Source organism: uncultured Xanthomonas sp. (assembly GCF_964278005.1).
Taxonomy (GTDB): domain Bacteria; phylum Pseudomonadota; class Gammaproteobacteria; order Xanthomonadales; family Xanthomonadaceae; genus Xanthomonas_A; species Xanthomonas_A sontii.
Genome location: NZ_CAXYKF010000023.1, coordinates 99,477 through 125,166, shown reverse-complemented (window position 1 = coordinate 125,166; position 25,690 = coordinate 99,477). Strand labels below are relative to the sequence as shown.

The 25,690-nt window shown below is 70.9% G+C and carries 20 protein-coding genes; 12 read left to right on the top strand and 8 right to left on the bottom strand.

What is annotated here, in order from left to right:
- Positions 1-453: 453 nt before the first annotated feature.
- The 6 genes from pdhA to ACHWVH_RS14950 all read left to right on the top strand — a co-directional run bounded on the left by pdhA (position 454) and on the right by ACHWVH_RS14950 (position 8,679).
- Positions 454-1,542, top strand: coding sequence for a pyruvate dehydrogenase (acetyl-transferring) E1 component subunit alpha (pdhA, locus tag ACHWVH_RS14975; RefSeq protein WP_017916506.1), 1,089 nt, complete (start codon positions 454-456; stop codon positions 1,540-1,542).
- Complete coding sequence (locus tag ACHWVH_RS14970; protein WP_043094489.1) at positions 1,535-2,614, top strand: alpha-ketoacid dehydrogenase subunit beta; 1,080 nt, start codon at positions 1,535-1,537, stop codon at positions 2,612-2,614. Before pdhA ends, ACHWVH_RS14970 begins: the two co-directional genes overlap by 8 nt.
- A gap of 1 nt (position 2,615) precedes the next feature.
- Positions 2,616-2,966, top strand: coding sequence for an SH3 domain-containing protein (locus ACHWVH_RS14965; protein ID WP_152236758.1), 351 nt, complete (start codon positions 2,616-2,618; stop codon positions 2,964-2,966).
- Entirely contained in the window at positions 2,963-4,402 is a 1,440-nt protein-coding gene (locus ACHWVH_RS14960) for a dihydrolipoamide acetyltransferase family protein (protein WP_017910229.1), read from the top strand. The genes ACHWVH_RS14965 and ACHWVH_RS14960 overlap by 4 nt, the downstream gene beginning before the upstream one ends.
- A gap of 937 nt (positions 4,403-5,339) precedes the next feature.
- On the top strand, positions 5,340-6,911 hold the full coding sequence (locus ACHWVH_RS14955) for a M4 family metallopeptidase (RefSeq protein ID WP_267092896.1): 1,572 nt from the start codon (positions 5,340-5,342) through the stop codon (positions 6,909-6,911).
- 481 nt (positions 6,912-7,392) lie between these two features.
- The gene (locus ACHWVH_RS14950; protein WP_295966285.1) at positions 7,393-8,679 is read left to right on the top strand and encodes a DEAD/DEAH box helicase; all 1,287 of its coding nucleotides are present in this window, start codon (positions 7,393-7,395) and stop codon (positions 8,677-8,679) included.
- Positions 8,680-9,002: 323 nt separating this feature from the next.
- On the opposite strand, the gene ACHWVH_RS14945 is transcribed toward ACHWVH_RS14950, so the two are convergent.
- Positions 9,003-9,332: a DUF6172 family protein gene (locus ACHWVH_RS14945; RefSeq protein ID WP_017909718.1), complete on the bottom strand. Its 330-nt coding sequence runs from the start codon at positions 9,330-9,332 to the stop codon at positions 9,003-9,005.
- 165 nt (positions 9,333-9,497) lie between these two features.
- Here ACHWVH_RS14945 and ACHWVH_RS14940 point away from each other — a divergent pair, with 165 nt between their 5' ends.
- Positions 9,498-10,259, top strand: a complete 762-nt coding sequence (locus tag ACHWVH_RS14940) for an SDR family NAD(P)-dependent oxidoreductase (RefSeq protein WP_017909717.1) — start codon at positions 9,498-9,500, stop codon at positions 10,257-10,259.
- 73 nt (positions 10,260-10,332) lie between these two features.
- Here ACHWVH_RS14940 and ACHWVH_RS14935 read toward each other — a convergent pair whose 3' ends face one another.
- Positions 10,333-10,965: an NAD-dependent dehydratase gene (locus ACHWVH_RS14935; RefSeq protein WP_320745426.1), complete on the bottom strand. Its 633-nt coding sequence runs from the start codon at positions 10,963-10,965 to the stop codon at positions 10,333-10,335.
- A 365-nt stretch (positions 10,966-11,330) separates the two neighbouring features.
- Between ACHWVH_RS14935 and ACHWVH_RS14930 the strand changes: the two genes are divergently transcribed.
- Together ACHWVH_RS14930 and ACHWVH_RS14925 are read left to right on the top strand one after the other, a co-directional pair.
- Positions 11,331-12,257, top strand: coding sequence for a carbohydrate kinase (locus ACHWVH_RS14930; RefSeq protein ID WP_267100603.1), 927 nt, complete (start codon positions 11,331-11,333; stop codon positions 12,255-12,257).
- 91 nt (positions 12,258-12,348) lie between these two features.
- Positions 12,349-12,849: an MgtC/SapB family protein gene (locus ACHWVH_RS14925; RefSeq protein WP_017907901.1), complete on the top strand. Its 501-nt coding sequence runs from the start codon at positions 12,349-12,351 to the stop codon at positions 12,847-12,849.
- On the opposite strand, the gene ACHWVH_RS14920 is transcribed toward ACHWVH_RS14925, so the two are convergent.
- Positions 12,810-13,436 carry a ParB-like protein gene (locus ACHWVH_RS14920; RefSeq protein WP_017914002.1) on the bottom strand — a complete coding sequence of 209 codons (627 nt, stop codon included), beginning with the start codon at positions 13,434-13,436 and terminating at the stop codon, positions 12,810-12,812. The two genes, ACHWVH_RS14925 and ACHWVH_RS14920, sit on opposite strands and share 40 nt — an antisense overlap.
- 395 nt (positions 13,437-13,831) lie before the next feature.
- Here ACHWVH_RS14920 and ACHWVH_RS14915 point away from each other — a divergent pair, with 395 nt between their 5' ends.
- Positions 13,832-15,442, top strand: a complete 1,611-nt coding sequence (locus ACHWVH_RS14915; protein WP_267100604.1) for a GGDEF domain-containing protein — start codon at positions 13,832-13,834, stop codon at positions 15,440-15,442.
- 106 nt (positions 15,443-15,548) lie between these two features.
- Here ACHWVH_RS14915 and ACHWVH_RS14910 read toward each other — a convergent pair whose 3' ends face one another.
- A complete protein-coding gene (locus tag ACHWVH_RS14910) occupies positions 15,549-16,445 on the bottom strand; it encodes a DUF808 domain-containing protein (RefSeq protein WP_295845039.1) in 897 nt (298 codons plus the stop codon).
- A 140-nt stretch (positions 16,446-16,585) separates the two neighbouring features.
- On the opposite strand from ACHWVH_RS14910, the gene ACHWVH_RS14905 reads away from it, so the two are divergent.
- Positions 16,586-18,211: a dihydroxyacetone kinase subunit DhaK gene (locus ACHWVH_RS14905; RefSeq protein ID WP_267100606.1), complete on the top strand. Its 1,626-nt coding sequence runs from the start codon at positions 16,586-16,588 to the stop codon at positions 18,209-18,211.
- Positions 18,212-18,417: 206 nt separating this feature from the next.
- On the opposite strand, the gene ACHWVH_RS14900 is transcribed toward ACHWVH_RS14905, so the two are convergent.
- Positions 18,418-19,575 carry an XAC2610-related protein gene (locus tag ACHWVH_RS14900; RefSeq protein ID WP_394687477.1) on the bottom strand — a complete coding sequence of 386 codons (1,158 nt, stop codon included), beginning with the start codon at positions 19,573-19,575 and terminating at the stop codon, positions 18,418-18,420.
- An 84-nt stretch (positions 19,576-19,659) separates the two neighbouring features.
- Positions 19,660-19,800, bottom strand: coding sequence for a hypothetical protein (locus tag ACHWVH_RS14895; RefSeq protein ID WP_167336259.1), 141 nt, complete (start codon positions 19,798-19,800; stop codon positions 19,660-19,662).
- Positions 19,801-20,156: 356 nt separating this feature from the next.
- Here ACHWVH_RS14895 and ACHWVH_RS14890 point away from each other — a divergent pair, with 356 nt between their 5' ends.
- Positions 20,157-21,848 carry an AarF/ABC1/UbiB kinase family protein gene (locus ACHWVH_RS14890; protein WP_017908463.1) on the top strand — a complete coding sequence of 564 codons (1,692 nt, stop codon included), beginning with the start codon at positions 20,157-20,159 and terminating at the stop codon, positions 21,846-21,848.
- Between the two features lie 115 nt (positions 21,849-21,963).
- Here ACHWVH_RS14890 and ACHWVH_RS14885 read toward each other — a convergent pair whose 3' ends face one another.
- Positions 21,964-24,342: a DUF3772 domain-containing protein gene (locus tag ACHWVH_RS14885; protein ID WP_394687694.1), complete on the bottom strand. Its 2,379-nt coding sequence runs from the start codon at positions 24,340-24,342 to the stop codon at positions 21,964-21,966.
- A gap of 232 nt (positions 24,343-24,574) precedes the next feature.
- On the bottom strand, positions 24,575-25,597 hold the full coding sequence (locus ACHWVH_RS14880) for an NAD(P)H-quinone oxidoreductase (protein ID WP_267097832.1): 1,023 nt from the start codon (positions 25,595-25,597) through the stop codon (positions 24,575-24,577).
- Between the last annotated feature and the right edge of the window lie 93 nt (positions 25,598-25,690).

The window sequence follows — 25,690 nt, the reverse complement described above, 5'->3', positions numbered from 1 at the left end:
CGCCGATCACGCGCTGCCGAAAGCGCTATCGCGCAGGAGCGGCGTCAGCCTCGATGGGGGATTCCCGGTAACGCCCGTCGCGGCTGAAGCCGCTGTTACGAGGCGACGTCCATGCGGCTTGAGGATGCGTAGCGGGCGATGCGCGATGCCCTTCCGCTGCTGCTGCACGTGTACGCCTTCTGTCCTTGTCCGACACCCTCGCCTCCAGCGCGCGCACCGCACCGCTGGCATGTACCACCGCCACCGGTGGACACCCACGCGCACATGAACGGCATGCATCGCAGTGCAACATCGGCGATACCCAACGCCATCAATCGGCAACGCGGCACAACCACGCTTTTCTTGTGCGATACGGCATCGCCGCGTGCTGCGGTGCACGACGGCTTTTGTGCACGGCTTCCTTAACATGCCGACTCATATCATTTGAAACTTGTTGTCGAGAGCGCCATCGCCATGAGCATCGCCGCCCAGTTCGAAATTGAGTTCCTGCAGTACCTCGACGCGGGCGGCCAGCCGGTCCGCGACGCGCTTCCGGCCGACTCGGCCAACCCGCAGACGCTGCTGGCGCTGTTCAAGCAGATGCTCTACGTGCGCACCTTCGACAGCAAGGCGGTGGCCCTGCAGCGCACCGGCAAGCTGGGCACCTACGCCTCCTGCCTGGGCCACGAGGCCACCCACATCGGCATCGGCGCGTCGATGCGCCGCGGCGACGTGCTGGCGCCCAGCTACCGCGAGTACGGCGCCATGTTCATGCGCGGCGTGCGTCCGCGCGAGATCCTGCTGTACTGGGGCGGCGACGAGCGCGGCAGCGACTTCCAGCGCGATTCCGACGCCGCCCGCGACTTCCCGATCTGCGTGCCGATCTCCACCCAGTGCCTGCACGCCGCCGGCGCCGCGCTGGCGTTCAAGCTGCGCGGCGAACCTCAGGTGGCAGTGGCCACCTGCGGCGACGGCGGCTCGTCCAAGACCGACTTCTATGCCGCGCTCAACTCCGCCGGCGCCTACCAGCTGCCGCTGATCCTGTGCGTGATCAACAACGGCTGGGCGATCTCGGTGCCGCGCAACGCGCAGACCGGTGCGCAGACGCTGGCGCAGAAGGGCCTGGCCGGCGGCCTGCACTGCCTGCAGGTGGACGGCAACGACCTGATCGCCGTGCTCGAAGCGATGCGCCAGGCGCGCGAGCGCGCGCTGGCCGGCCAGGGCGGCACGGTGATCGAGTTCATGACCTACCGCCTGTCCGACCACACCACCGCCGACGACGCGCGCCGCTACCGCGACGATGCCGAGGTCAAGCAGGCCTGGGAACGCGAGCCGCTGCTGCGCCTGCGCACCTGGCTGAGCGCACAGGGCCTGTGGAGCGAGGAAGAGGAAGCCGCGTGGAAGCAGGAATGCGCGCGCCTGGCCGACATCGAACTCAACGCCTACCTGGAAACCCCGGTGCAGCCGGTGGAGGCCATGTTCGACTACCTGTACGCCGACCCGCCGCCGGACCTGCTCGCGCAGCGCGCCGAGGCCATCGCCCTGGAGCAGCGCCATGGATGAGTTGAGCCCCCGCCTCGCCGATCACACGGCCGCGCCTGCGGCCGGCACCGCCCACAGCGCCGCCACCGCGCGCGGAGACAGCCCGATGACCAGCACGCCCATTACCCTGATCGAAGCGGTGACCCAGGCGCTGGCCTGGGAACTGCAGCACGACCCGTCGGTGCTGGTGCTGGGCGAGGACGTGGGCGTCAACGGCGGCGTGTTCCGCGCCACCGCCGGCCTGCAGCAGCGCTTCGGCGCGCAGCGCGTGCTCGACACCCCGCTGGACGAGACCACCATCGCCGGGCTCAGCGTCGGCCTCGCCGCGCAGGGCATGAAGCCGGTGGCCGAGGCGCAGTTCGACGGCTTCGTCTATCCGATGGTCGATCACCTGATCTGCCACGCCGCGCGCCTGCGTACCCGTACGCGTGGCCGCCTGCACTGCCCGATGGTGCTGCGCGTGCCGTGGGGCGGCGGCATCCGCGCGCCGGAGCACCACAGCGAAGCCAACGAATCCATCTTCACCAACGTGCCGGGCCTGCGCGTGGTGCTGCCGTCCTCGCCGCAGCGCGCCTACGGCCTGCTGCTGGCGGCGATCCGCGAGCCGGATCCGGTGATCTACATGGAACCCAAGCGCATCTACCGGCAGTACAAGGAAGTGGTCGCCGACGATGGCGAGGCGCTGCCGCTGGACGTGTGCTTCGTGCTGCGCGACGGCACCGACGTGACCCTGGTCGCCTGGGGCGCGCAGGTCAAGGAAGCGCTGGAGGCCGCCGACCGGCTCGCCGCCGACGGCATCAGCGCCGAAGTGATCGACGTGGCCACGCTGCGCCCGCTGGACTTCGACACCATCGCCGAATCGGTGGCGCGCACCGGCCGCTGCGTGATCGTGCAGGAGGCCCCGCGCAGCGCCGGCTTCGGCGCCGAGATCGCCGCGCGCCTGGCCGAGCAGTCGATGTACGACCTGGTCGCGCCGGTGCAGCGCGTGACCGGCTACGACACCCACATCCCGCTGTTCCGGCTGGAAATGAAGTACCTGCCGAGCACCGACAAGATCGTCGCCGCGGCCAAGCGGGCGATGGCCGCGGGTTGATATGCAGGCACGTTTGATCAGCGATTACCGCGCCGCCTATCCGCATCCGATCCGCATCGCCGCCGGCGAGCGGGTCGCGCTGGGCGTGCGCGACGAGGAGTGGCCGGCGTTCGTCTGGATCACCGGCGCCGCCGGCAGCGCCGGCTGGGCGCCGCTGGCCTGGCTGCAGCCGACCGGCGACGGCCATGCCGTGGCGATGCGCGACTACGACGCGCGCGAACTCGATGCCGCGCAGGGCGACACCGTCGTCCTGCATCACGAATACGGCGACTGGTGGTGGGCCGAGCGCGCCGACGGCACGCAGGGCTGGCTGCCGGCACGCGACCTGGAACTGCTGGAAGAGACCACATGAGCCAAACCAAGAATTTCAATCTGCCCGACCTGGGCGAAGGCCTGCCCGACGCCACCATCGTCGAGTGGTTCGTCAAGGAAGGCGACACCATCCGGCTGGACGAGCCGCTGGTGTCGATGGAAACCGCCAAGGCGGTGGTCGAAGTGCCGTCGCCGGTCTCCGGCAAGGTGCTGAAGCTGGCCGGCGCGCCGGGCGACATCGTCGTGACCGGCAGCATGCTGGCGCAGTTCGCGCCCGACCCGAACCTGCCGCAGCGCGCCGAAGGCCAGGACACCGGCCATCACCATGGCGGCGCGGCACCAGCCGCGTCCGGCAAGGGTGCCGGCGCGGACACCGCTGCGGCCGATGACCGCGTGGTCGCCTCCGACGACGGCGGCGAACTGCACGACGCCGACAACGCGCAGTCCGCAGGCGAGCGCGACGATGCCGGCACCGTGGTCGGCGCGATGCAGAGCTCCAACACCGTGCACAGCGAGCAGGCCGTGTCGGTCGGCGGCGTACGCGCGATGCCGGCGGTACGCGCCCTGGCCAAGAAGCTGGGCGTGGACCTGGGCCGGGTGCGTGCCAGCGGCGCCGACGGCGCAGTCACCCTGGCCGACGTCAAGCAGGCCGCGGCCGATGGTTCGGCGAAAGCCGGCGCCGCTGCAGGAACGGCTTCGGCCGCGACTGCACGGAGCCCTGCCGTCGCGGCTGAAGCCGCTCCTGCGCCGGCCCGCACATCCCAAGCCGCACCTGCGCGCACCCCGCTCTCCGCCGCCGGCAAGCCGATGCGCACGCAGCCGCCGGGCGTGGCCGTGCAGGGCCAGCCCGAGCCGCTGAAAGGCGTGCGCCGCAACATGGCGCGGGTGATGGCCGAGGCGCAGCGCCAGGTGGTGCTGACCACGCTCAACGACGATGCCGACCTGCACGCATGGACGCCGGGCAACGACACCACCGGGCGCCTGGTGCGCGCGATCGTCGCCGCCTGCCAGGCGGTGCCGGCGCTCAACGCCTGGTTCGACGGCGAGGCGCTGACCCGCACCCTGCACGCGCACGTGGACATCGGCATCGCCGTGGACACCGACGACGGCCTGTTCGTGCCGGCCTTGCGCAACGCCGACATGCTCGATGCGCGCGGCGTGCGCGAAGGCATCAACCGCCTGCGCCAGCAGGTGGAGGCGCGCAGCATTCCGGCCTCGGAGCTGAGCGGCTACACCATCTCGCTGTCCAACTTCGGCATGTTCGCCGGCCGCTACGCCACCCCGATCGTGGTGCCGCCGTGCGTGGCCATCGTCGCCGCCGGTCGCGCCCGCCACCAACTGGTACCGGTGATGGGCGGCGTGGAAACGCACAAGATCCTGCCGCTGTCGCTGAGCTTCGACCACCGCGCCTGCACCGGCGGCGAAGCGGCGCGCTTCCTGCGCGCGATGATCGACGACCTGGCGCTGCCGGGCTGAGCGCCGGCCGTCTTGCAGATCGGCCGACCTGCCTGACGCCAGACGGTGCATCTGCTGCGCTGACGCAGTAGATGCACCGCCATGGTGGTATGCACCCCCATTGTGGGAGGGACTTCAGTCCCGACGCGACGAACTAAAGGCATTGGGATTGAGCCCGTTCTGCAGCGCAGGCCTCAGCGGCGACATAGAGGGGCGCGTGTTCTCTACGGTCTTCTACACACTTCGGGATGCTCTCCCGAGCAATTCCAGCACAGCGCGTCGGGGCTGAAGCCCCTCCCACAGGGCAGTGACCAAGCGCTACCGGCGGTCCGGGATTGGTGCTGCCGATCACTCCGCATGCATTCGGTGCACATCAGCCGATCTGCATAGAACCAGACGGTGCATCTGCGCACCAGGTACAGCAGATGCGTCCCGTATGGTAGGGACTTCAGTCCCGACGCGACGAACTAAAAGCACCGCGATTGAGACCGTTCTGCATTGGATGCCTCGGAGGCCACGCAGAGGCGCGCGTGGTCTCTGCAGTCTTCTACACACTACGGGATGCTCTCCCGAGCAATTCCTGCACAGCGCGTCGGGGCTGAAGCCCCTCCCACAGTGCAGGGACCAAGTGCTACCGGCGGTCCGGCATTGGTGCTGCGATCGCTTCGCATGCATTCGGTGCACATCCGCCGACCTGCAGGCACCGTGATGGCGAACCACCTTGGCGCGATTGCGCATCACACGTCGCAGCTACGGCGATACGGCACCTGCTCGATGCAAAAACCCTGAACGCAACCTGTCTACCACGCGACGCGACGCCGCCGTTATGGTCGCTGCACAGGGGGAGGCACTGCGCCGATCGGCCGCACTGCCCTGAACGTCATGCCACGCATCGCGCCACGGCCGCTCCGCTGCCGCGACGGCGCGCCCTTCCTTCTTGCGTTCGAGGATTCCGCTCATGACTCTGCCACGTCATCATCGTCCGTCGGTGCTGCTGCCCTCCCTGCTGATTGCGCTCGCCGCCACCTCCGCCAGCGCCGCGCAACGCGTGGATCTGCACGCCAAGAACCCGGACACGCTCGGTACCCAGTACCGCAGCGCCGCCGCCCGCGTGGGCGGCATCCCGGCCGCGGCCGCGGTGCGCCATGCCGAACTGATCGGGCTGGACGCCGAGTCCGCGCTGACCCTGCTCGGCAGCAGCGAAGATGCCGACGGCACCGTGCACCGCCGCTACCAGCAGACTTTCCGCGGCATTCCGGTATGGGGCGAGCAAGTGATCGTCAGCGAGCGCGCCGACGGCAGCGTGCGCAGCCTGTTCGGCCGCTCGGTGGCTGGGCTGGCCAGCGAGTTGCCGGCGACTGCCGCCAATGCGCCCAGCGCCACGCTGACTGCCGACCGTGCGTTGCTGCTGGCCCAGCGCGTCGCGCTTGGCACCGCCCAGGCCGAGCGCCGCATCGAACGCGCGCAGGCGCCGCAGATGATCTACCTCGACGACAGCGACCGCGCGCACCTGGCCTACGTGGTGTCGTTCTTCGCCGATGCGCCGAACGGCGGCGCGCCGAGCAGGCCGTTCGTGATCGTGGATGCGCGCAGCGGCGCCATCCTCAAGCAGTGGGACGCGCTGACCACGCGCGACGCCACCGGCCCCGGCGGCAACGCCAAGACCGGCCAGTACGAATACGGCAGCGACAGCATCCACGGCTTCCTGGAGGTGGACGACAACTGCCGCATGCAGAACAGCAACGTCAAGTCGGTGAACCTCAACGGCGGCAGCTCCGGCACCACCGCGTACCAGTTCACCTGCCCACGCAACACCTACAAGGCCATCAACGGCGCCTACTCGCCGATCAACGACGCGCACTACTTCGGCGGCGTGATCGAGAAGATGTACCGCAGCTACGTCGGCGTGGCGCCGCTGACCTTCCAGCTGGTGATGCGCGTGCATTACGGCACGCGCTACGAGAACGCGTTCTGGAACGGTTCGACGATGAACTTCGGCGACGGCAACACGCGGTTCTATCCGCTGGTCAGCGCCGACGTCGCCGGCCACGAGGTCTCGCACGGCTTCACCGAGCAGCATTCCAATCTCACCTATTCCGGCCAGTCCGGCGGCATCAACGAGGCGTTCTCGGACATGGCCGGCGAGGCCACCGAGTACTACCTCAAGGGCACGAACGACTTCAAGGTCGGCACCGAGATCTTCAAGGCCAACGGTGCGCTGCGCTACATGGCCACCCCGACCCAGGACGGCAGCTCGATCGACAACGCCGCCAACTACCGCAGCGGCCTGGACGTGCATTACTCCTCGGGCGTCTACAACAAGGCGTTCTACACCCTGGCCACCACCTCCGGCTGGAACACGCGCAGCGCCTTCGAAGTGTTCGCTCGCGCCAACCAGCTGTACTGGACGCCCAGCACCAGCTTCAACAGCGGCGCCTGCGGCGTGCAGACCGCCGCGAGCGACCTGAGCCGCTCGGTAACCGCGGTGCGCAATGCCTTCGCCGCCGTTGGCGTGAGTTGCCCGCAGTAAGGTCCGCGAAGACGCGCACGGCCATCCGCGTGGATGGCCGTGCGTTGCAGTTCGGGATTGGGGATTGGGGATTGGGGATTGGGGATTGGCAACAGCTGCTCTCGCCGATCGTCGCGTAGGAGCGGCGCTTGTCCCCTTTTCGGGATCAGCCGCGACGGGCGAAGCGGCGTGCTTTCCGATGCCGCAATGCGTCGGGATTGAGGTCCATCCCCCAGTACACCCGGCGAGCTCGCCGCAAGCCCTTGTGGGAGCGGCTTCGGCCGCGACGGGCAAGCGGAGTGCTTTCCGGTGCCGCAATGCGTCGGGACTGAAGTCCCTCCCACAGTGCACTCGGCGAGCTCGCCGCACGCCCTTGTGGGAGCGGCTCTTGTCCCCTTTTCGGGATCAGCCGCGACGCGCGATGGCCAGACGCGTCACGACGGAAGCCGCGCGCACGCCAGGTCGGCGATACTGTCCAGTCTCACCTTTGCTGCCCCTCCCGATGCCGTTCGCTTCCCTCGGTCTGTCGCCCGCGCTGTATCCCGCCTTCGCCGCCGCGCTCGCGCGCGTCGGCTGGCAGACACCCACGCCGATCCAGCAGCAGGCCGTACCGCTCGTCGTCGCCGGCCACGATCTGCTGGCCATGGCGCAGACCGGTTCCGGCAAGACCGCGGCGTTCGCGCTGCCGTTGCTGCAGACCTGCGCGCAGGCGGCCAGGCCGGCGCGCTCCACCCGCGTGCTGGTGCTGGTGCCGACCCGCGAACTGGCGGTGCAGGTCGCCGACACCTTCGTCGCGCTGGGCCTGGAATTGCCGCGGCGGCCGCGGGTGGTGGTGGCGGTCGGCGGCGTCTCGATCAATCCGCAGATGCTGGCGCTGCGCGGCGGCGCCGACGTGGTGGTGGCCACGCCCGGGCGCCTGCTGGATCTGTTGGCGCAGCGCGCGCTGCAACTGGACGCGGTGGCGCACCTGGTGCTGGACGAGGCCGACCGCCTGCTCGACCTGGGCTTCGGCGCCGAACTGGAGCGGCTACTGCACCTGTTGCCGCCGACGCGGCAGACCCTGTTGTTCTCGGCCACCCTGCCAGCCCCGATCGCGGCGCTGGCCACGCGCCTGCTGCGCGCGCCGCGACGCATCGGCGACGCCGCCGACGCCGCCCCGATCCCGGCGACGCTGCGCCAGCGCGCGATCGAGGTCGACGACGGGCGTCGCCTGGCGTTGCTGCAGCATTTGCTGGAACAGGAAGCATGGCCACGCGCACTGGTGTTCGTGGCCAGCCGGCGCAGCACCGAGCAGGTCGCCACGGCACTGAGCAAGGCCGGCATCGCCGCGCAACCGCTGCACGGCGACCTCGCCCAGGGCCGGCGTCAGCGCACGCTGGAGGCGTTCCGCCAGCAGCAACTGCGCGTGCTGGTGACCACCGACCTGGCCGCGCGCGGCATCGACATCGCCGCGCTGCCGGTGGTGGTGAACTACGACCTGCCGCGTTCCACCGCGGACTACACCCATCGCATCGGCCGCAGCGCGCGCGCCGGCGCCGAGGGCCAGGCGCTGAGCTTCGTCGACGCGGCCAGTGCGGCGCATCTGCGCCTGATCGAAAAGCGGCAAGGCGTGCGCGTGCCGCGCGAACGCATTCCCGGTTTCGAGCCGAAGCAAGCGCCACCCCCGGCCGCCGCACCGTCCACGGAGGCGGCCGCCTCCACCGGCGGCATCAAGGGCAAGCGGCCGAGCAAGAAGGACCGGCTGCGCGCGGCGCGTGCGCAGGACGGGGAGCCACCCGCGAGCGGCTGAGCGCCGCCGCGCGGGCTGTACCACGCTTTGCTGCGGCATCCGTCGCCACACAGACGCGTGCCGAGATCAGGCACGTTTCCGGCCAGAACATCAGGACGACCGCGTCGCCATGCGACGCGGGCTTGTCGGACGGATCCGACCAAGAACGCCGGGAGCGTCCGCGCCAACGCGTGCCGCAGTCGGCCCTCCGGCCAGAAACGCCGGAAGGCCTGGCGCACCGCGGCAAGCGCTGCGGCAATGCCAAAGGGCGCGGGCAGTGGCCTGGCGTCGCACGTCGCTGCCACGGCGCCGCCCCACGGCGCGACAGGCACGCCGAATCGCGCTCAGTCCTCGAAGGGATCGTGCTCGCTTTCGTCCTGGCCGCCCTTGGCCCGCGGCGGCCGCGTGCACGCGCGGCTGCGGATCTCCACGTAGAACTGCTCGCCGCCGGCGGCGACCAGCGCGTCGACCGCACGCAGCAGTTCGGCCGGCGGCAGCACCGCGGCGGTGGCTTCCTCGGTGCCGAACAGGGTGTCGAAATCCCAGTAGTCCGCACCGGCCGGCAAGGTCTTGCGGCGCTCGCGGCGGATGTACTTGCGGATGTCGTGCTTGGCGGCATCGAGCAGGCGGTCGGGATGCTTGCCTTCGATGCGGAGCCGGTAGGTCTTCTTCACTGCGGGAAATCCTGGAAAGGGAATGCGGCGGTCATCGCAGGGCGACGGCGCGGCGGGCGCACCGACGGACGGCGCGTACGACGGCCGCCATGGTGCCAGAAGCGGCCGCACGCTGCGGATTGCGCGGATAATCGGGGCACGCCCCATGGCACGCAGGAGCCACCGATGACCGATCCGTCCGCTTTCGCGGGATACCGCGTGCTCGTCGCCGGCGCCAGCCGCGGGATCGGCCTGGCGATCGCCGATGCCTTCGCTCGCCATGGCGCCGCAGTGGCGATCTGCGCGCGCAGTCCCGCGCCGCTGGCCGACGCCACCGCGCAGTTGCAGCGCCACGGCCACCCGGTCGCGGCGCAGTGCTGCGATCTGGCCGACGCCGCGCAGATCCAGACCTGGGTGGCCCAGGCCGCGGACGCACTGGGTGGCATCGACGTGATGATCAACAACGCCTCCGGCTACGGCCATGGCGACGACGATGCGAGCTGGCAGGCCGGCTTCGACATCGACCTGATGGCCGCGGTGCGCTGCAACCGCGCCGCGTTGCCGCAGCTGCGCGGCAGTGGTCGCGGCTGCATCCTCAACATCAGCTCGATCAACGGCCTGCGGCCGACGCCGCGGGTGCCGGCGTACTCGGCGGCGAAGGCGGCGCTGAACTATTACACGACCACCCTGGCGACGCAGCTGGCGCGCGAGCGGATCCGGGTCAATGCGATCGCACCCGGTTCCATCGAGTTCCCCGGCGGCCTGTGGGAGCAGCGCCGCCAGCAGCAGCCTGAGCTGTACCGGCAGATCCGCGCCAGCATTCCGTTCGGCGCCTTCGGCGCGATCGACGACGTCGCCAACGCGGCGCTGTTCCTGGCCTCGCCGCAGGCGCGCTGGATCACCGGCCAGGTGCTGGCGGTGGACGGCGGGCAGTCGCTGGGCGCCTGAAGTGCGTCGCGAGCGCGATGCTGCGCTCGCGCGCAATCTCCCATCCCGAATCCCCACTCCCCAATCCCCGCTCCTAAGCCAACTGCGCCGCCTCGATCACCTGCACGCCCGGGCGCGGCCGCAGCGCGGCATCGACCAGCGCCGCGGCGATGCGTCCGGCCGGATTGATCCGGTAGCGCCGCGGCAGCAACGGCCCGAGCGCACGCAACACCACGCTGGCGGCATGCTCGCCGCGGCGTCGTTGCGCACGCTCGCCGCCGATCAGGCCCGGCCGCACCAGGGTCAGCGACGGAAAGCCGAGCACGCGCAGGTCGTGTTCCAGATCGCCCTTGACCCGGTTGTAGAACGCCCATGACCGCGGATTCGCGCCCAGCGCGGAGTTCAGCGCGAAGGCCTCGGTGCCGTGCTGGCGCAGCAGCCGCGCGATCGCCAGCGGATAGTCGTGATCGACCCGACGGAACGCCGCGCGTGAGCCGGCCTGACGCATCGTGGTGCCGAGCGCGCAGATCGCCGCCTGCACCTGCCACCAGGGCGCCTGTGCCGGCAGCGCGTCGAAGTCGAGCACCGGGTTGTGCAGCTTGGGATGGACCAACTCCAGCGCGCGCCGGGTCGGCGCGATCACCGCGCTGCAGGCCGGCTCGGCCAGCAACTGGGTCAGCGCGTGGCCGCCGACCAGGCCGGTGGCGCCGGCGAGCAGGATTTTCATGTGAACGGCCTTGGTGTTGGCTGGGAGGGGCGACTATCGCAGGGGTGGTGGCAAGGTGCTGTCTGGGATGTTTGCGGCGGGCGGTGGGCTATGAGGCGCTGCGCGCTCGTACCCTCACCCCAACCCCTCTCCCGGGGGGAGAGGGGCTATGGCCGCACGGCTGTTCCCTTCTCCCCTCGGGACCATGGCCCCCTTTTCGGGGGAAGGTGCCCCGCAGGGGCGGATGAGGGTTCGGGGCGCCAGCCAGCCTGGTCCTCGCATGCTCCTGCCTGCCCCACCCCCGGTCGCCGCGCCGCAGCAGGTACGCCACAATAGCCGCCCCATCGCGCCGGCCGGCGCGCTGCAACCTGATGAGGAGCGGTTCGATGTTCGTGGTGTGCGGAGAGGCCTTGTACGACATCTTCATCGACGGCTATGCCGGCACCTCGGTCGCGATGACCGCGCGCCAGGGCGGTTCGCCGTTCAACGTGGCGATCGGCCTGGCCCGCCTGGGCGCGCCGTCGGCGCTGTTCACCGGCCTGTCCACCGACCCGCTCGGCCGCCAGCTGCGCGCCACCCTCGAAGGCGAAGGCGTGGCCCTGGACTACTGCATCGACAAGCGCGAGGCCACCACCCTGGTGATGGTCGCGCTCGACGCCGGCGGCGTGCCCAACTACGCCTTCTACGGCACCGGCTGCGCCGATCGCGCGCTGACCGAGGCCGACCTGCCGGCGCTGGACGCGCGCGTCGGCGGCCTGCATTTCGGCTCCTACACCCTGGTCGCCGAGACCACCGCCAGCACCTTCCAGGCGCTGGCCGAGCGCGAGCGCGGACAGCGGCTGATCTCGCTGGACCCGAACGTGCGGCCGACGGTGGAGCCGGACATGGCGGTATGGCGCGCGCGGCTGGCGCGCTGGATCGCGCTGGCGCACGTGGTCAAGGTCAGCCAGGAGGACATCGAGCTGCTGTATCCGCAGCAGGATCCGTTCGCCATCGCCCGCAGCTGGCTACAGCAGGGGCCGTCGCTGGTGGTGATGACCCTGGGCGGCGACGGCGCGGTGGCCTGGCGCGGCGACAGCGAAGCGCGTGTGCCCGGCCGCGTGGTGCAGGTGGTCGATACGGTCGGTGCCGGCGACAGCTTCCAGGCGGCACTGCTGCAGCAGTTGCCCGATCCGGCTGCGCTGGCGGCGCTGGGCAGCGAGCCGGCCGCGCTGGAGCGCCTGCTGCAGTTCTGCGTGGCCGCCGCAGCGATCAACTGCACCCGCGCCGGCGCCAATCCGCCCAGCCTGGACGACGTGCGCGCCGCGCTCTGAGGCCAGCCGACGGCATGCACGCGGCGCCCGCGGTTGGGTTGCCTATGATGGGCCGGCCGCCTGCGGCGACACATCCACCGGGAGACCTGCCTTGACCGACCTGTCCGAGATCGCCGTGCGCCTGGGGATCGCCGCCCTCGCCGGCGCGGCGATCGGCTTGAACCGCGACCTGCACGGCAAGCCGATCGGCATCCGCACGCTGGGCCTGGTCGGCCTGGCCACCGCGATGGTGGTGCTGCTGGCCGACCCGCTCGGCAAGGGCGGCTTCACCGATGCCGGCAGCCGCGTCATCCAGGGCATCCTCACCGGCATCGGTTTCCTCGGCGCCGGCGTCATCTATCACACCCAGAAACATGTGCGGGTGCATGGCCTGACCAGCGCCGCCTGTGTCTGGCTCACCGCCTGCGTCGGCATCATGTGCGGCGCCGGCCAGTGGCAGATCGTGGCCGTGTCGCTGGCCATCGCCTTCGTCATCCTGCTGTTCGGCGGCCGCGTCGAACGCGCCCTGCACGCACTCCTGGGCGGCAGGCCGGCGCATGACGCCACGCCGGATCAGTCGTCGGACAGCGGCCCGCACCAGCCCGGCAAATAGCTCGCCTCCTTGCTCTTGGCGAGCGCGAGCGCGGTCTCCATGGAACGGGCGAAATCCTCCTTGACGTCGCGGCGCCGCAGCCGGCGGCGGAACAGGTCGGCCCACAGGAACTCGCTGAACGGCGTGGTGTCCTTGGCGTAGCCGCCCGCGCGGCGCACCTCGCCGGCGAGGCTGCGGTAGGGATCGTCCTTCAGGTCGGCGATGGAGGTGGGCATGTCCTTGAACGGGCGGCGCTCGCCCTTGGCGTCGTAGGGATAGGCCCAGCGGCGATGATCCAGCACGCTCCACAGCGCGGCCTTGTCGACCATGCTGAGGTCGGCGATCACCGTGACCAGGATGTCCTCCACCCCTTCGTCGAGCAGTGCCCGCGCCAGATGGTGGTGATCGACCACGTAGTAGCGGCCATCCGGTCCCAGCACCACCGGGATCATGTGCGTGCCGAGCAGCTCTGCCTGCTTGTGCTTGGACGCGTGCGCGCGCCAGCGCTTGCGCTTCTCCTTCACCTCGCGCATGCCCACGGTCATCTGCGTGGGGCGCAGGGACAGGATCGGAACGGGATGCAGCAGCGGTTCGCGGGGATCGGCCATGCTCAGTCTCCGTGGAAGTGTGCGCGCCGGCGGCAGGCGCGGCCGCCAGAGTGCCAGCGTCGTGCGCGTCTTGCACGGCGCCGCGGCACACGCTCCCCTCTCCCTCCGGGAGAGGGGCTGGGGGTGAGGGTGCGACGGCCAGGGAACCTCTTCCCCCAGACACCTCCCTAGCGAACCGCCCCCTCATCCGCCCCTCCGGGGCACCTTCCCCCGAAAAGGGGGCCATGGTCCCGAAGGGAGAAGGAAGCAAGGGGCCGGGGGTAAGGGTACGGCCGCCATGGAGTCCTCTTCACAGACACGGCGCCCGCCGGCTCAAGCGCGCGCCGCCAGCGCCGATATCCAGTTCCTGAGCGCCAGCATGGGCGGCGCATTGACCTGGGGAGGAGCCGGCTGGCATGTCGGATCAACGCGACGAGCCGCCGATCAGCGGACTGCGCAAGCTGCTGTCGCCACGTCGGCGCGATCCCGCGCCGACGACGGCCGCGGGGCTGCCGGCGCGCGCGCAGGGCCACAGCCATGCGCACAAGCACGGCCCTGCGGCGCGGCCCGCGGAGGCGGCCACCGATCCGGCTGCCGCCACCGCCGCGCTGATCCGCCTGTTCCAGCAGGCGCACGAGCCGCAAGGCCTGCTCGGCGCCTTCGCCGACGGCATGGCCTCGCTGCACGGCGAATTGGGCGACATGGGTCGGCGCCTGCAGTCGGCGGCGAGCAGCGGCGACTGGCCCAGCTACGGCCGCGCACTGCGCCAGCTGATCGACAAGTACATCCGCACCATCGACGTCGACGACCCGCTGGCCGGGCCCAGCGACAGCGAACGCCTGCGCGACCTGCTGCGACAGACCGTGGCCGGCGCGCTGGCGGCGCTGCTGCACACCCTGCCCGAGCTCGCCGGCGAGGCCGAGGCCAGCGGCGAGGCGCTGCGCCAGTGGCGTCCCGGGCAGCCGCTGGAACCGGTGGCGCAACAGGTGCGTGAGCTGTGCCACCAGATCGCGTTGCGCGCCAGCGACGGCCAGGAGCAACAGGCGCTGTTGCTGAGCCTGTTCGACCTGTTGCTGGAGAACGTCGGCGAACTGCTCGACGACACCAGCTGGCTGCAGGGCCAGATCGCGGTGGTGCGCGACCTGATCGCCGGGCCGCTGGACCGCTACTCGATCGAGGAGGCGCGCGGCAGCCTGCGCGAGGTGATCTACAAACAGGGCCTGCTCAAGCAGGGCATCGCCGAATCCAAGGAGGCGATGAAGGAGCTGATGCTGAGCTTCGTCGCGGACCTGGACGGCATGGCCGCCAGCACCGGCGAATTCCACGACCGCATCGCCGACTACTCGCAGACCATCCGCGACGCGCGCAGCATCGCCGACCTCAACCGCCTGCTGCAGGAAGTGCTGCAGGACACCAGCCACGTGCAGGAGCAGGCGCTGCGCGCGCGCGATCACCTGATCGCCGCACGCCAGGAGGTGGAGGCGGCCGAGCAGCGCATCCTGCGCCTGGAGCAGGAACTGCAGGACGTCAGCGGCCTGGTGCGGGTCGACCAGCTCACCGGCGCACTCAACCGCCGCGGCCTGGACGACCTGTTCGTGCGCGAACTGGTGCGCACCGAGCGCAGCGCGCAGCCACTGTGCGTGGCGATGCTGGACCTGGACGATTTCCGCAAGCTCAACGAGACCTACGGCCACCCCGGCGGCGACAGCGCGCTGCGCCACGTGGTGGAGGTGGCGCGCACCACGTTGCGCGCCAGCGATGCCATCGCCCGCTTCGGTGGCGAGGAGTTCGTGCTGCTGATGCCAGACTGCACGATCTTCGAGGCCAGTGCGGCGGTGACCCGCGTGCAGCGCGCGCTGGCCCAGCGCGCGGTGGTGCACGAAGACCAGCGCGTGTTCGTCAGCTTCAGCGCCGGCGTGGCGCTGCGCCAGCCCGGCGAAGCGCAGGACGCGCTGATCCGCCGCGCCGACCGTGCGCTGTACGAGGCCAAGAAGGCCGGCAAGAACCGGGTGGTGTCGGCAGACTAGCTGGCGCCGGCGTGGCCGGCGCGGGATTGGGGAGTCGGGATTGGGGATTGGCAAAAGCGGGAATGCGCGCCGCTGTTACGAATCTCGAATCTCCAATCCCGAATCCCTATTCCCGCACCTTCTTGATCCCCAGCACCACCGCCAGCACCAAGGCGCCGGCCACGATTCCCACCAAGGCGTTGCCCAGCGCAAGCACCAGGCTGCCCAGGCCGCCGGTCGGGGCGATCGCCTGGATGGCATGGTGCAGCGGGCCGATGCTGTGCACCAGGATGCCACCGCCGACCAGGAACATCGCCGCGGTGCCGGCGACCGACAGCGTGCGCATCAGCCACGGCGCCAGCCACAGGATGCCGCGGCCGATCGCCGCGGCGGCGGCGCCCTTGCGGCTCAGGTACAGCCCCAGGTCGTCGAGCTTGACGATGCCCGCGACCAGCCCGTAGACGCCGGCGGTCATCGCCAGCGCGATCGCCACCAGCACCGTGAGCTGCTGCAGGAGCGGCACGCCGGCGACCACGCCCAGCGACAGCACGATGATCTCCGCCGAGAGGATGAAGTCGGTGCGGATCGCGCCCTTGACCTTGTCCTTTTCCAGCGCGACCACGTCCACCTGCTGGTCGGCCAGCGCCTGCACGTGCTGCGCGTGACGTGCCGCGTCCTCTTCCTTCGAATGCAGGAAACGGTGCGCCAGCTTCTCCACGCCCTCGAAGCACAGGAACGCGCCGCCGATCATCATCAGCGGGGTGATCGCCCACGGCAGCCAGGCGCTGATCGCCAGCGCCGCCGGCACCAGGATCGCCTTGTTGAGCAGCGAGCCCTTGGCCACCGCCCACACCACCGGCAGTTCGCGGTCGGCGTTCACCCCGGTCACCTGCTGCGCGTTCAGCGCCAGGTCGTCGCCGAGCACGCCGGCGGTCTTCTTGGCCGCGACCTTGGTCAGGATCGACACGTCGTCGAGCAGGGTGGCGATGTCGTCGAGCAGGGTGAACAGGCTGGCGCCGGCCATGCGGGGATTCCATTCGGGATGAGCGGCGATTCTCGCCGATTCCGCCGACCAGGTGCGTGAGCAGGCCGGCCTCAACCGCGCGTAACGCCGGCCCGGCTATCGTGCGCCACACCGCCGCACGGCCTGCACAGGACACCCGCATGGACCAGTTCCTCACCGCCCCCCGCGCCATCGTCGACGACGTCCTCGCGGCCGCGGCCATGCTGCAACCGCTGCTGCTGTCGGAAACCGGCAGCGGCACCCGCATCGTGCTGCAGGCCGAGCGCGATCCGCGCCAGGTCGCGGTGCTGTCCGGCGGTGGCGCCGGGCACGAACCGGCGCATGCCGGCTTCGTCGGCCCGGGCATGCTCAGCGGCGCCATCGCCGGCGACCTGTTCGCCTCGCCCGGGGTGGAGGCGGTGCTGGCGGCGATCCGCGCCTGCGCCGACGCGCCCGGCGTACTGCTGGTGATCAAGAACTACACCGGCGACCGGCTCAACTTCGGCCTGGCCGCCGAGCGCGCCCGTGCCGAGGGCATCGACGTGGCCAGCGTACTGGTCGCCGACGACATCGCCCTGCCCGACGCGGCGCAGCCGCGCGGCATCGCCGGCACGGTGCTGGTGCACAAGTACGTGGGCCACCTGGCACGCGAGGGCGTGCCGCTGGCCGAACTGGCGCAGCGCGGCCAGGCCTTCGCCGACCGCCTGCTGTCGCTGGGCATGGCGCTGTCCAGTTGCAGCGTACCCGGCCAGCAGGTCGGCCGCCGCGCGCCGGAACTGGGGCTGGGCATCCACAACGAGCCCGGTGCGCGGCCGGTGCAGCCCGGCACGGTGGAAGAGGCCTTGGCGCTGGTGCTGGACCCGCTGCTGGCGCAGGCCGATGCGCGCCTGGGCGCCGACGCGCCGCTGGTGCTGATGCTCAACGATCTCGGCGGCTGCTCGACGCAGGAACTGGGCGTGCTGACGCGGCTGGCGCTGCAGCGCATCGGTGTCGCGCGGGTCGCGCTGATGCCGGTGCCGGCAGCGCTGATGACCTCGATGGACATGCACGGCTTCTCGATCACCCTCGCCCCGGCCGATGCCGACGTGCTCGCCGCACTGCAGGCACCGGTGCAGACCCTGGGCTGGCCCGGCGTGCGTGTGCCGCATGCAGTGCAGACCTTTGCGCCGGCACTGAAGCGCGACGACAGCCACCGCGATGGCGCGCGCGATGCGCAGTGCGCAGCGGCCCTGGGCCGGGTGGCGCAAGCCCTGATCGCCGCGCAGGCCGAGCTGGACGCGCTGGATGCGCGCAGCGGCGATGGCGACGCCGGCAGCACCTTCGCCGCCGGCGCGCGCGCCCTGCGGCAGGCGCTGGACACCGATGCGCTGGCCACCGGCGACGCTGCCGCACTGGCGCGCGGCCTGGCGGCGACGATCGAACACAGCATGGGCGGCTCCAGCGGCGTGCTGCTGTCGATCCTGTTCACCACCGCTGCCGGTGCGCTGGCGGACGACCGCGACTGGGTGCAGGCGCTGCAGGCCGGCGTGGCGCGGATGCAGCACTACGGCGGCGCGCAACGCGGCGACCGCACCCTGCTCGATGCGCTGCTGCCGGCACTGGACGCCCTGGCACAGGACGCCGACGTGGAGGCCGCCGCACGCGCCGCCCGCGCAGGCGCCGATGCCACCGCCCAGCTCACCCGTGCCGGTGCCGGCCGCGCCGCGGCGGTGCCGGCGGACGCACTGCGCGGCGTGATCGACCCCGGCGCCGAAGCGGTGGCGCGGGCGTTCGCAGCGTGGCGGTGAAGCGGCCGGTCGGGTCGGCCGATGCGGTGCGAGGCAGGTATGGGTCAATCGGGGCTGCAGGCGTGTTCGGGAACGCCCGTCGCGGCTGAAGCCGCTCGTACAAGGCTTGCGGCGAACTGTCCGAGCGCACTGTGGGAGGGACTTCAGTCCCGACGCGCGCAAGCCGGAATCGCCAGCATCCTGGGAGCAACGCCCCGTCGCCCCCCCTACTCCGCCGACGCCGCGTCCAGCACCTGCGCCACCGCCTGCAACGAGCCATGCACCGAACCGGACTGCAGCGCCAGCGGCTGGGTCTTGCCGCGCACCACCAGCTCCATGCGCTGCGGCACGCCCTGCGCGTTGCCGACGATGCGGTAGGTGGTGTCGCCACGCGCGAAGCTGAGCAGATGGCGGTCGGCGTCGTAGTCCATCGCCTCGCCCTGCGCGTCCGGATACAGCAGGTCCACCCGCTGCTGCGCGCCGATCGCCGCATAGAACGGCTTGCTGCTGCCGCCGTCGCCAACATTGGCGAACACCACGATGCGCTTGCCAGCCGGCGCCAGGCGGAACTCGAGCAGGATCTTGCGCTGACCCACCGCCGTCTCGCCTTCCTCGTCCCACAGGTAGTGCATGTCGGCCACGCGCTTGCCGGCACGGTCGCGGTACACCGTCTCCTGCGCCAGGCCCGGCCCCTCGCTGCGCGCATCCTCCACCACCTCGCGCTCCAGCAGCGGCGCGCCGTCGCGTACCGAATACGTCGCGTACTGGTGCCAGCAACAGCCATCCTTGGTCATGGTGTGGATCTCGCGGGCCTTGGCATCCACCTGGAACAGGCCGCAGTTGCTCTGCGCCAGTTCGGTGAAGCCGGGGCTGGCCTCGAAGCCGTCGGCGGTGCCCAGGTACACCTGGTAGGACGGGCCGTGATAGCAGCTGTTCTGCCCGTCCATCACCGCCAGGTCTTTGATCCCGTCGAAATTGAAATCGTCGTAGATCAGCACGCTCTGCTCGCCGTACGGCAGTTCGTGCACGTTGGCCTTGACCTTGCCGCTCTTCGCATCGGTGTCCAGCACCAACTCCGGCGAGGCCACCTCGAGCAGCGGCGTGGCGTTGCCGCGGGCGAACACGCGCACGATGCCGGGACGGAACACCTCGCCGCTGTCCTCGATCTCCAAGGTGGCGCGGTAGCGATCGGAGAAGTCCTGCAGGTCGTAACGGCGGTGCGTGCTGGCGGCGAAGGCCTTGGCGTCGAAGTCGTCGCCGGCATACCGCTGGGTCTGCGTCGCGGCGGTCGCGGTCGACGACAACAGCACAAGCAGCAAGGCCAGGCGTGTACGCGCCGACAGCACACGGGCATGGCCAACGGCATGCGAGACGATGAAGGACATGGTGGCGTTCCTGGCGACGGGCAACGGAGGCCAAGGGTAAGGCCGGCCGTGGCGGCCGGCCAGAGGCCAGCGGACCTCGGCGCGTCAGAACAGCGCGCGTGCCAGCGCCCGCAGCGCCGTGCGCGCCTCGGTGGCGATGCCGCCGCCGTCCTCGCCCAGCCAGGCCGCCACGAGCAGCACCACGACCGCCCCAGCCGCCAGCAGCGCGAGCCGACGCCACCTCATCGGTCGAGAGCCCTGCCGAACAGGCAAGGTGCCGGTGCAGCACGTCGCGTGGCTGGCGTCATCTGCCATCGGTCGACGCACCACGACCGTCCGTTGCATCCCTGCCCGCTCACCGCCATCGCCACTCACCCTGCTGCACTGCGCGCTGTTCTCTGGCTCTCGTTGCGGGGCAGGATACGCCGTGGATGCGTCGTCCCAGCAACGGCCGCCGCCGGGCTGGCCGACAGCGCCGTCGCCGACCTTGCCGCCGGCACCACGCCCGCGCACCTGCGATCCACGACGCGCAGCGGGATTCACCACGCGACGACCCGGCCGTCGCCACACTCGATCGCGCCCATCCTTGCCCGGAGCCCACCTTGAGCGCGACGCCCGACGCTGCGGCCACCCCGCACGTGATCGGCGGCCTCAGCCGCCGCACCCAGATCCTGCGCCTGCTGCTGCGCTACCGCAGCTCCGGGGTGTTTTCCGGCATGGACATGGAGACCGCCCAGGGCGAGCACGAGCTGCCGCCGGAAGGTACGCCCGAACAGTTCGTCACCGACCTGGAGGCGCTCGGCCCGACCTTCGTCAAGCTCGGGCAGATGCTGTCCACGCGCCCGGACGTGGTGCCGCCGGAGTTCGCCACTGCCCTGGAGCGGATGCAGGAGAACACCACGCCGATTCCGAGCGAACGCATCCGCGAGATCGTCGAGGCCGAGCTGGGCGTCGGCATCAACAAGGCCTTCTCCGCCTTCGACGACACCCCGCTGGGCAGCGCCTCGCTGGCGCAGGTGCACCGCGCCGCGCTGCGCGACGGCACCCCGGTGGCGATCAAGGTGCAGAAGCCCGAGGTCGCCGCGCAGGTGCGCGCGGACCTGGAGGTGCTGCGCAGCTTCGCCAGCGCCGCCGACAAGCTGACCGGGCTGGGCCGGCGCATCCGCTTCGCCGACTGGCTGGCCGAGTTCGGCAAGGCGCTGCTGGCCGAACTGAACTACGAGGCCGAGGCCGAGAACCTGGCGCGCTTCGGCGAGCACCTGCGCCCGTTCCCGCAGCTGTGGGTGCCGCAGCCGGTGTGGGACCTGAGCAGCCGCCGCGTGCTGACCATGCAGCTGGCCGAAGGCGTGCGCGTGGACAAGATCTCCGGGCTGCGCCGCACCGAGCAGCCGATGGACGACCTGGCCGCGGCGCTGGTGCGCGGCTACCTGGACCAGATGTTCGTGCACGGCGAGATCCACGCCGATCCGCATCCGGGCAACCTGCGCGTGCTCGCCGACGGACGCCTGGCGATCTTCGACCTGGGCATGGTCGCGCACGTGCCGCCGAAGCTGCGCGAGCGCCTGCTCAAGCTGCTGTTCGCCGCGGTCGACGGCCGCGGCGAGGAAGTGGCCGAGGAAACCATCGCACTGAGCACGCGCCTGGAGGACTTCGACGAGGAGCGCTACCAGCGCGAGACCGGGCAGATGATCGCCCGCTACGCGGCGCACGACGCCATGTCCGAAGGCCGGGTGGTGCTGGACCTGGTGCGCATCGCCACCGCCTACGGGCTGCGCACGCCGCCGGAGCTGAGCCTGCTCGGCAAGACCCTGCTCAACCTGGAAGCGGTGTGCCGGGCGCTGTCGCCGCACCTGGACACGCGCGTGGTGGTCGAGGACCAGTTGCAGCACGTGATGCGCGCGCGGCTGAAGAAGTCGCTGTCGGCGGCCAACCTGGCCAGCGAGGCGATGGAACTGCAGGCGCTGCTGCGCGAAGGCCCGCGCCGCATCTCCGACATCCTCACCCTGGCCGCGGAGAACCGCCTGCAGGTGCGCGTGGCCGGGCTGGAGGAATCGCGGCTGATGGAGAGCCTGCAGAAGATCGCCAACCGCGTCGCCGCCGGCATCGTCACCGCCGCGCTGATCCTGGCCTCCACGCAGATGATGCGCATCGACACCGGCAGCAAGCTGTTCGGCTACCCGGCAATCGCGATGGTGCTGTTCCTGCTCGGCGTGATCCTGGGCCTGGGCATCGTGGTCAGCGCGGTGCTGTTCGACCGACGCATCCGCGCGCGCGAGGAGCGCGGGAGGCGCTAGAAGCCGGGAGTGGGGAATCGGGAATGGGGAATCGCAGGAGCGGCTTCAGCCGCGACCTGCGGCGCCGACAGCTGGCGGCCGAAGCCGCTTCGCGCTCCACCACTCCCCGATCCGGCTACTCCCGCGGATCGCGTAAAAGCTTCACCTCCTGCGGCGACTCCAGGGCGATGCCCTCCTCGGCCAGGCGCTGCAGCAGGGCGAAGAACAGTTCGCTGCGGGTGCCGTAGGTCAGCCGCGGCGAGGCCACGTAGGCGAAGCTGTTGAGGGTGACGTGGCCGTTGGCGATGGAGTCGATGAACACCGACGGCGCCGGGTCGTCCAGCACGCCCGGGTGCGCCGCGTACAGCTCCAGCAGCAACGCGCGCAGCTTGCCGACGTCGGTACTCAGCGACACCGCGAACTGGATCTGCACCCGGCCCAGCGGCCCGGCCAGGGTCATGTTGCGCAGGGTCTTGGTGATCAGTTCGGAGTTGGGCACGATCAGGGTGGAGCGGTCGCCGACCTGGATCTCGGTGGCGCGCACGCTGATCCGGCGCACGTCGCCTTCCTGGTCGCCGATCTTGATCCAGTCGCCGATCTTGACCGGGCGCTCGGCGAGCAGGATCAGGCCGGACACGAAGTTCTGGGTGATCGACTGCAGGCCGAAACCGATACCGACCGACAGCGCGCTGACCACTAGCGCGATCCGCTCCAGGCCGATGCCCAGCGCGGCAAGCGCCCACAACGCCGCCAGGATGATGCCGACGTAGCGCGCCACCGTGCTGATCGAGTTGCGCGAGCCGTCGTCCAGTTCGGTCTTGGGCAGGTAGGTCTGGGTCAGCCAGCGATGCAGGTACTGCATGACGCCCAGACCGAGCAGCAGCACCAGCACCGCGCGGGCGATCGCGCCCGGATACAGCACCACCTTGTCGCTGAGGCGGATGCCATCGGACAGCAGCGAGAACCAGTCCGAGACGATCGAGACGTTGGTGCCGAACGGCATCAACAGCGCGCCGACACCGATCAGCAACAGCACCACCCGTATCAGTGCCGAGGTCAGCACCCCGGCCTGCTCCAGGCTGCTCGAACGCACCCCGAACGCGCCATTGGCGGCGCGGCCGATGCGGCCTTCGCTGGCGAACAGCCACAACGCGAAGTCGTCGGCGAAGGTCATCAGCAGGCGGATCGCGCCGACGATCATGGTGATCCAGATGATCTGCCGGGTGATGAACAGGCCCAGGTGCAGATAGCCCAGCAGCGCCGCCAGCAGCGCCACCACCACCGCGACCTTGACCAGCACGCCGATCAACGCCAGCGCACCGCCGTGCTGCCCGGGCGGCGGCGGTTGCGCATTGGCCAGGGCCTGCGCCGCCGCTTCGGCGTACTGGCGCCGGCGCAGCCGCGACAGGCTGGTCAGGGTGGCCAGGATCAGCACGCCGTAGACCAGCGCGATCACCCCGTCGGCGGCGACGGTGGCCGAGTCGCTGGTGCGCGCGGCCTGGTTGATCACCAGCAGCATGCTGCTGAGCCAGGCCAGCGCCGCGGTGGCCCAGGTGTACTTGCGCAGGCGTCGCGCGGTGGCGTCGTCGATCGGGAACAGCCGCCAGCTCGGCTGGTTCGGCAGCAGCACGCTGGCGCCGAGCGAGCCCATGAAGGCCGCGGCGAAGCTGACCACCACGAAGCCGTTGAGTACCGCGTCCAGGCGCTCCGGCACCGCATCGATGCTGCGCAGCGCCTCGGCCAGGGCCAGCGCGGCCAGGCCCGGGGTCAACGTGCCCAGCAGCAGGAACCAGATCGCCAGACCCGACCGGCGCAGGCGGCTGCCCGGCGCGCGCGACACCGCATAGCGCTTGCCCAGCCAGCGCAGCAGGTAGCGCAGCGGGAACAGCAGGATCAGCGCGATGGCGATGCCGACGCCAAGCGCGCCGCTGCCATGCTCGGCGATCGCGTCCTGCAGCGACTGCATGCCGAGCGTGTACAGCGCCAGCAGCTTGGCCTGGTCGTCGGGGAAATCGGCGGCGATCTGCTTCCACAGCGCCGGCGACAGCGGCGACGGCGAACGCAGCGACAGCTCCTGGCTGAAATGCTCGGCGCGCGCGCGTTCGATCTCGTCGGCCAGCTGCCGCGCCTCCACCACCATCAGCTTGCCGCGCTTGACCCCCGAGTCCAGGCTGTCGCGCTGCTTGGTCAGCGCCTTGCGCTGCGCGGCGATGTCGGGCGAGTCGCCGGTGGCGGCGGGGCCGAGCTGCTGCAGGCGTGCCTCCACCTGGGCCAGCTGCGGCGCCAGGGCGTCGACCGCGGTCTGCGCATCGTTGGAGGCGTCGGAGACCTGCGTGACCAGGTCCTGGAAGGCGGCCTGGTTGCCTGCATCCACTTCCTTGCCGCGCGCGTCCTTCAGCGACTTTGCGGCGTTGTCCAGCAGGGTCTGCGGGTCGGGCGGCGCGTCGGCGGCGTCCTGCGGCTGGGCCGACGCCACCGCCGCGCACAGCCACAACAGCAGCAAGGCGTAACGCAACAGGAAAGAGGACGACGCGGAACGGGGCAGCAGGCGCACGCAGGGACCGGCACAGGCAAGCGCGGACCACCGCGCGTGCGGCGCACTATACGGCGCGGTGCTTGAACCAGGCCAGCGGCGGGCGCGGGCACGCGTGCCGTGTGGGCGCGCCGGTGCCTGCGCCGGCTGCCTGTCTCGACCGAAGCGCGCCGCTCCTACGACGGCGGGCGGGTCGCCACGACCGATACCCGGTTCACCGCGCGTCCGTCACCAGCACGATCTTGCCGATATGCGCGCTGGATTCCATCAGCGCATGCGCCTGCGCCGCCTCCTGCAGCGGGAAGCAGCGGTCCACCTGCGGCTTGATGCGACCCTCTGCCAGCAACGGCCACACCCGCTCCTCCAGTTCCCGCGCGATCGCCGCCTTTTCCATCACCGAGCGCGGACGCAGGGTCGAGCCGGTATGGGTCAGCCGCTTGGCCAGCAGCGGCATCAGGTCCAGTTCGCGCACCTTGCCCTGCTGGATGCCGATCTGCACGATGCGCCCGTCCAGCGCCGCGGCCTGGTAGTTGCGCGCCAGGTAGTCGCCGCCGATCAGGTCCACGATCACGTCCGCGCCGCGGCCCTCGGTGAGGCGCATGGTCTCGGCGACGAAGTCCTCCTCGCGATACAGGATGGCCGCCTCCGCGCCCAGCGCCAGGCTGGCCGCGCGCTTGTCGGCCGAGCCGACGGTGCTGATCACCCGCGCGCCGAAGGCCCGTCCGAGCAGCGTGGCCACGCTGCCGATGCCGGAGGTGCCGCCGTGCACCAGCAAGGTCTCGCCGGACTGCAGGCGGCCGCGCTGGAACACGTTGGTCCACACGGTGAAGAAGGTTTCCGGCACCGCCGCGGCCTCGGTCAGGCTCAGCGCCGCCGGCACCGGCAGGGCGTTGCGCTCGTGCACCACCGCGTATTCGGCATAGCCGCCGCCGGCGACCAGCGCGCAGACCTGATCGCCCAACCGGTAACGCTCCACGCCCTCGCCCAGGCCGACCACCTCGCCGGCGAACTCCAGCCCCGGCAGCGGCGAGGCGCCCGGCGGCGGCGGATAGCTGCCCTGGCGCTGCATCACGTCGGGCCGGTTGACGCCGGCCGCGGCCACGCGCACCAGCAGTTCGCCGCGCCCGGGGTGCGGCAACGGCACGCGCACCGGCACCAGCACCTCGGGCGCACCGGGCTGGCGGATCTCGATCGCGGTCATGGTGTCGGGCAGCGCGGCGGCGTGGGTCGGGGACATGGCGGGGTCCTGGCAAAGAGCGCGGCGCACGCAGGCGCAGGCGCGTGGGGGAATCGCGATGATCGACCTTCCGCGCTGAGGGGTCCGTGACGG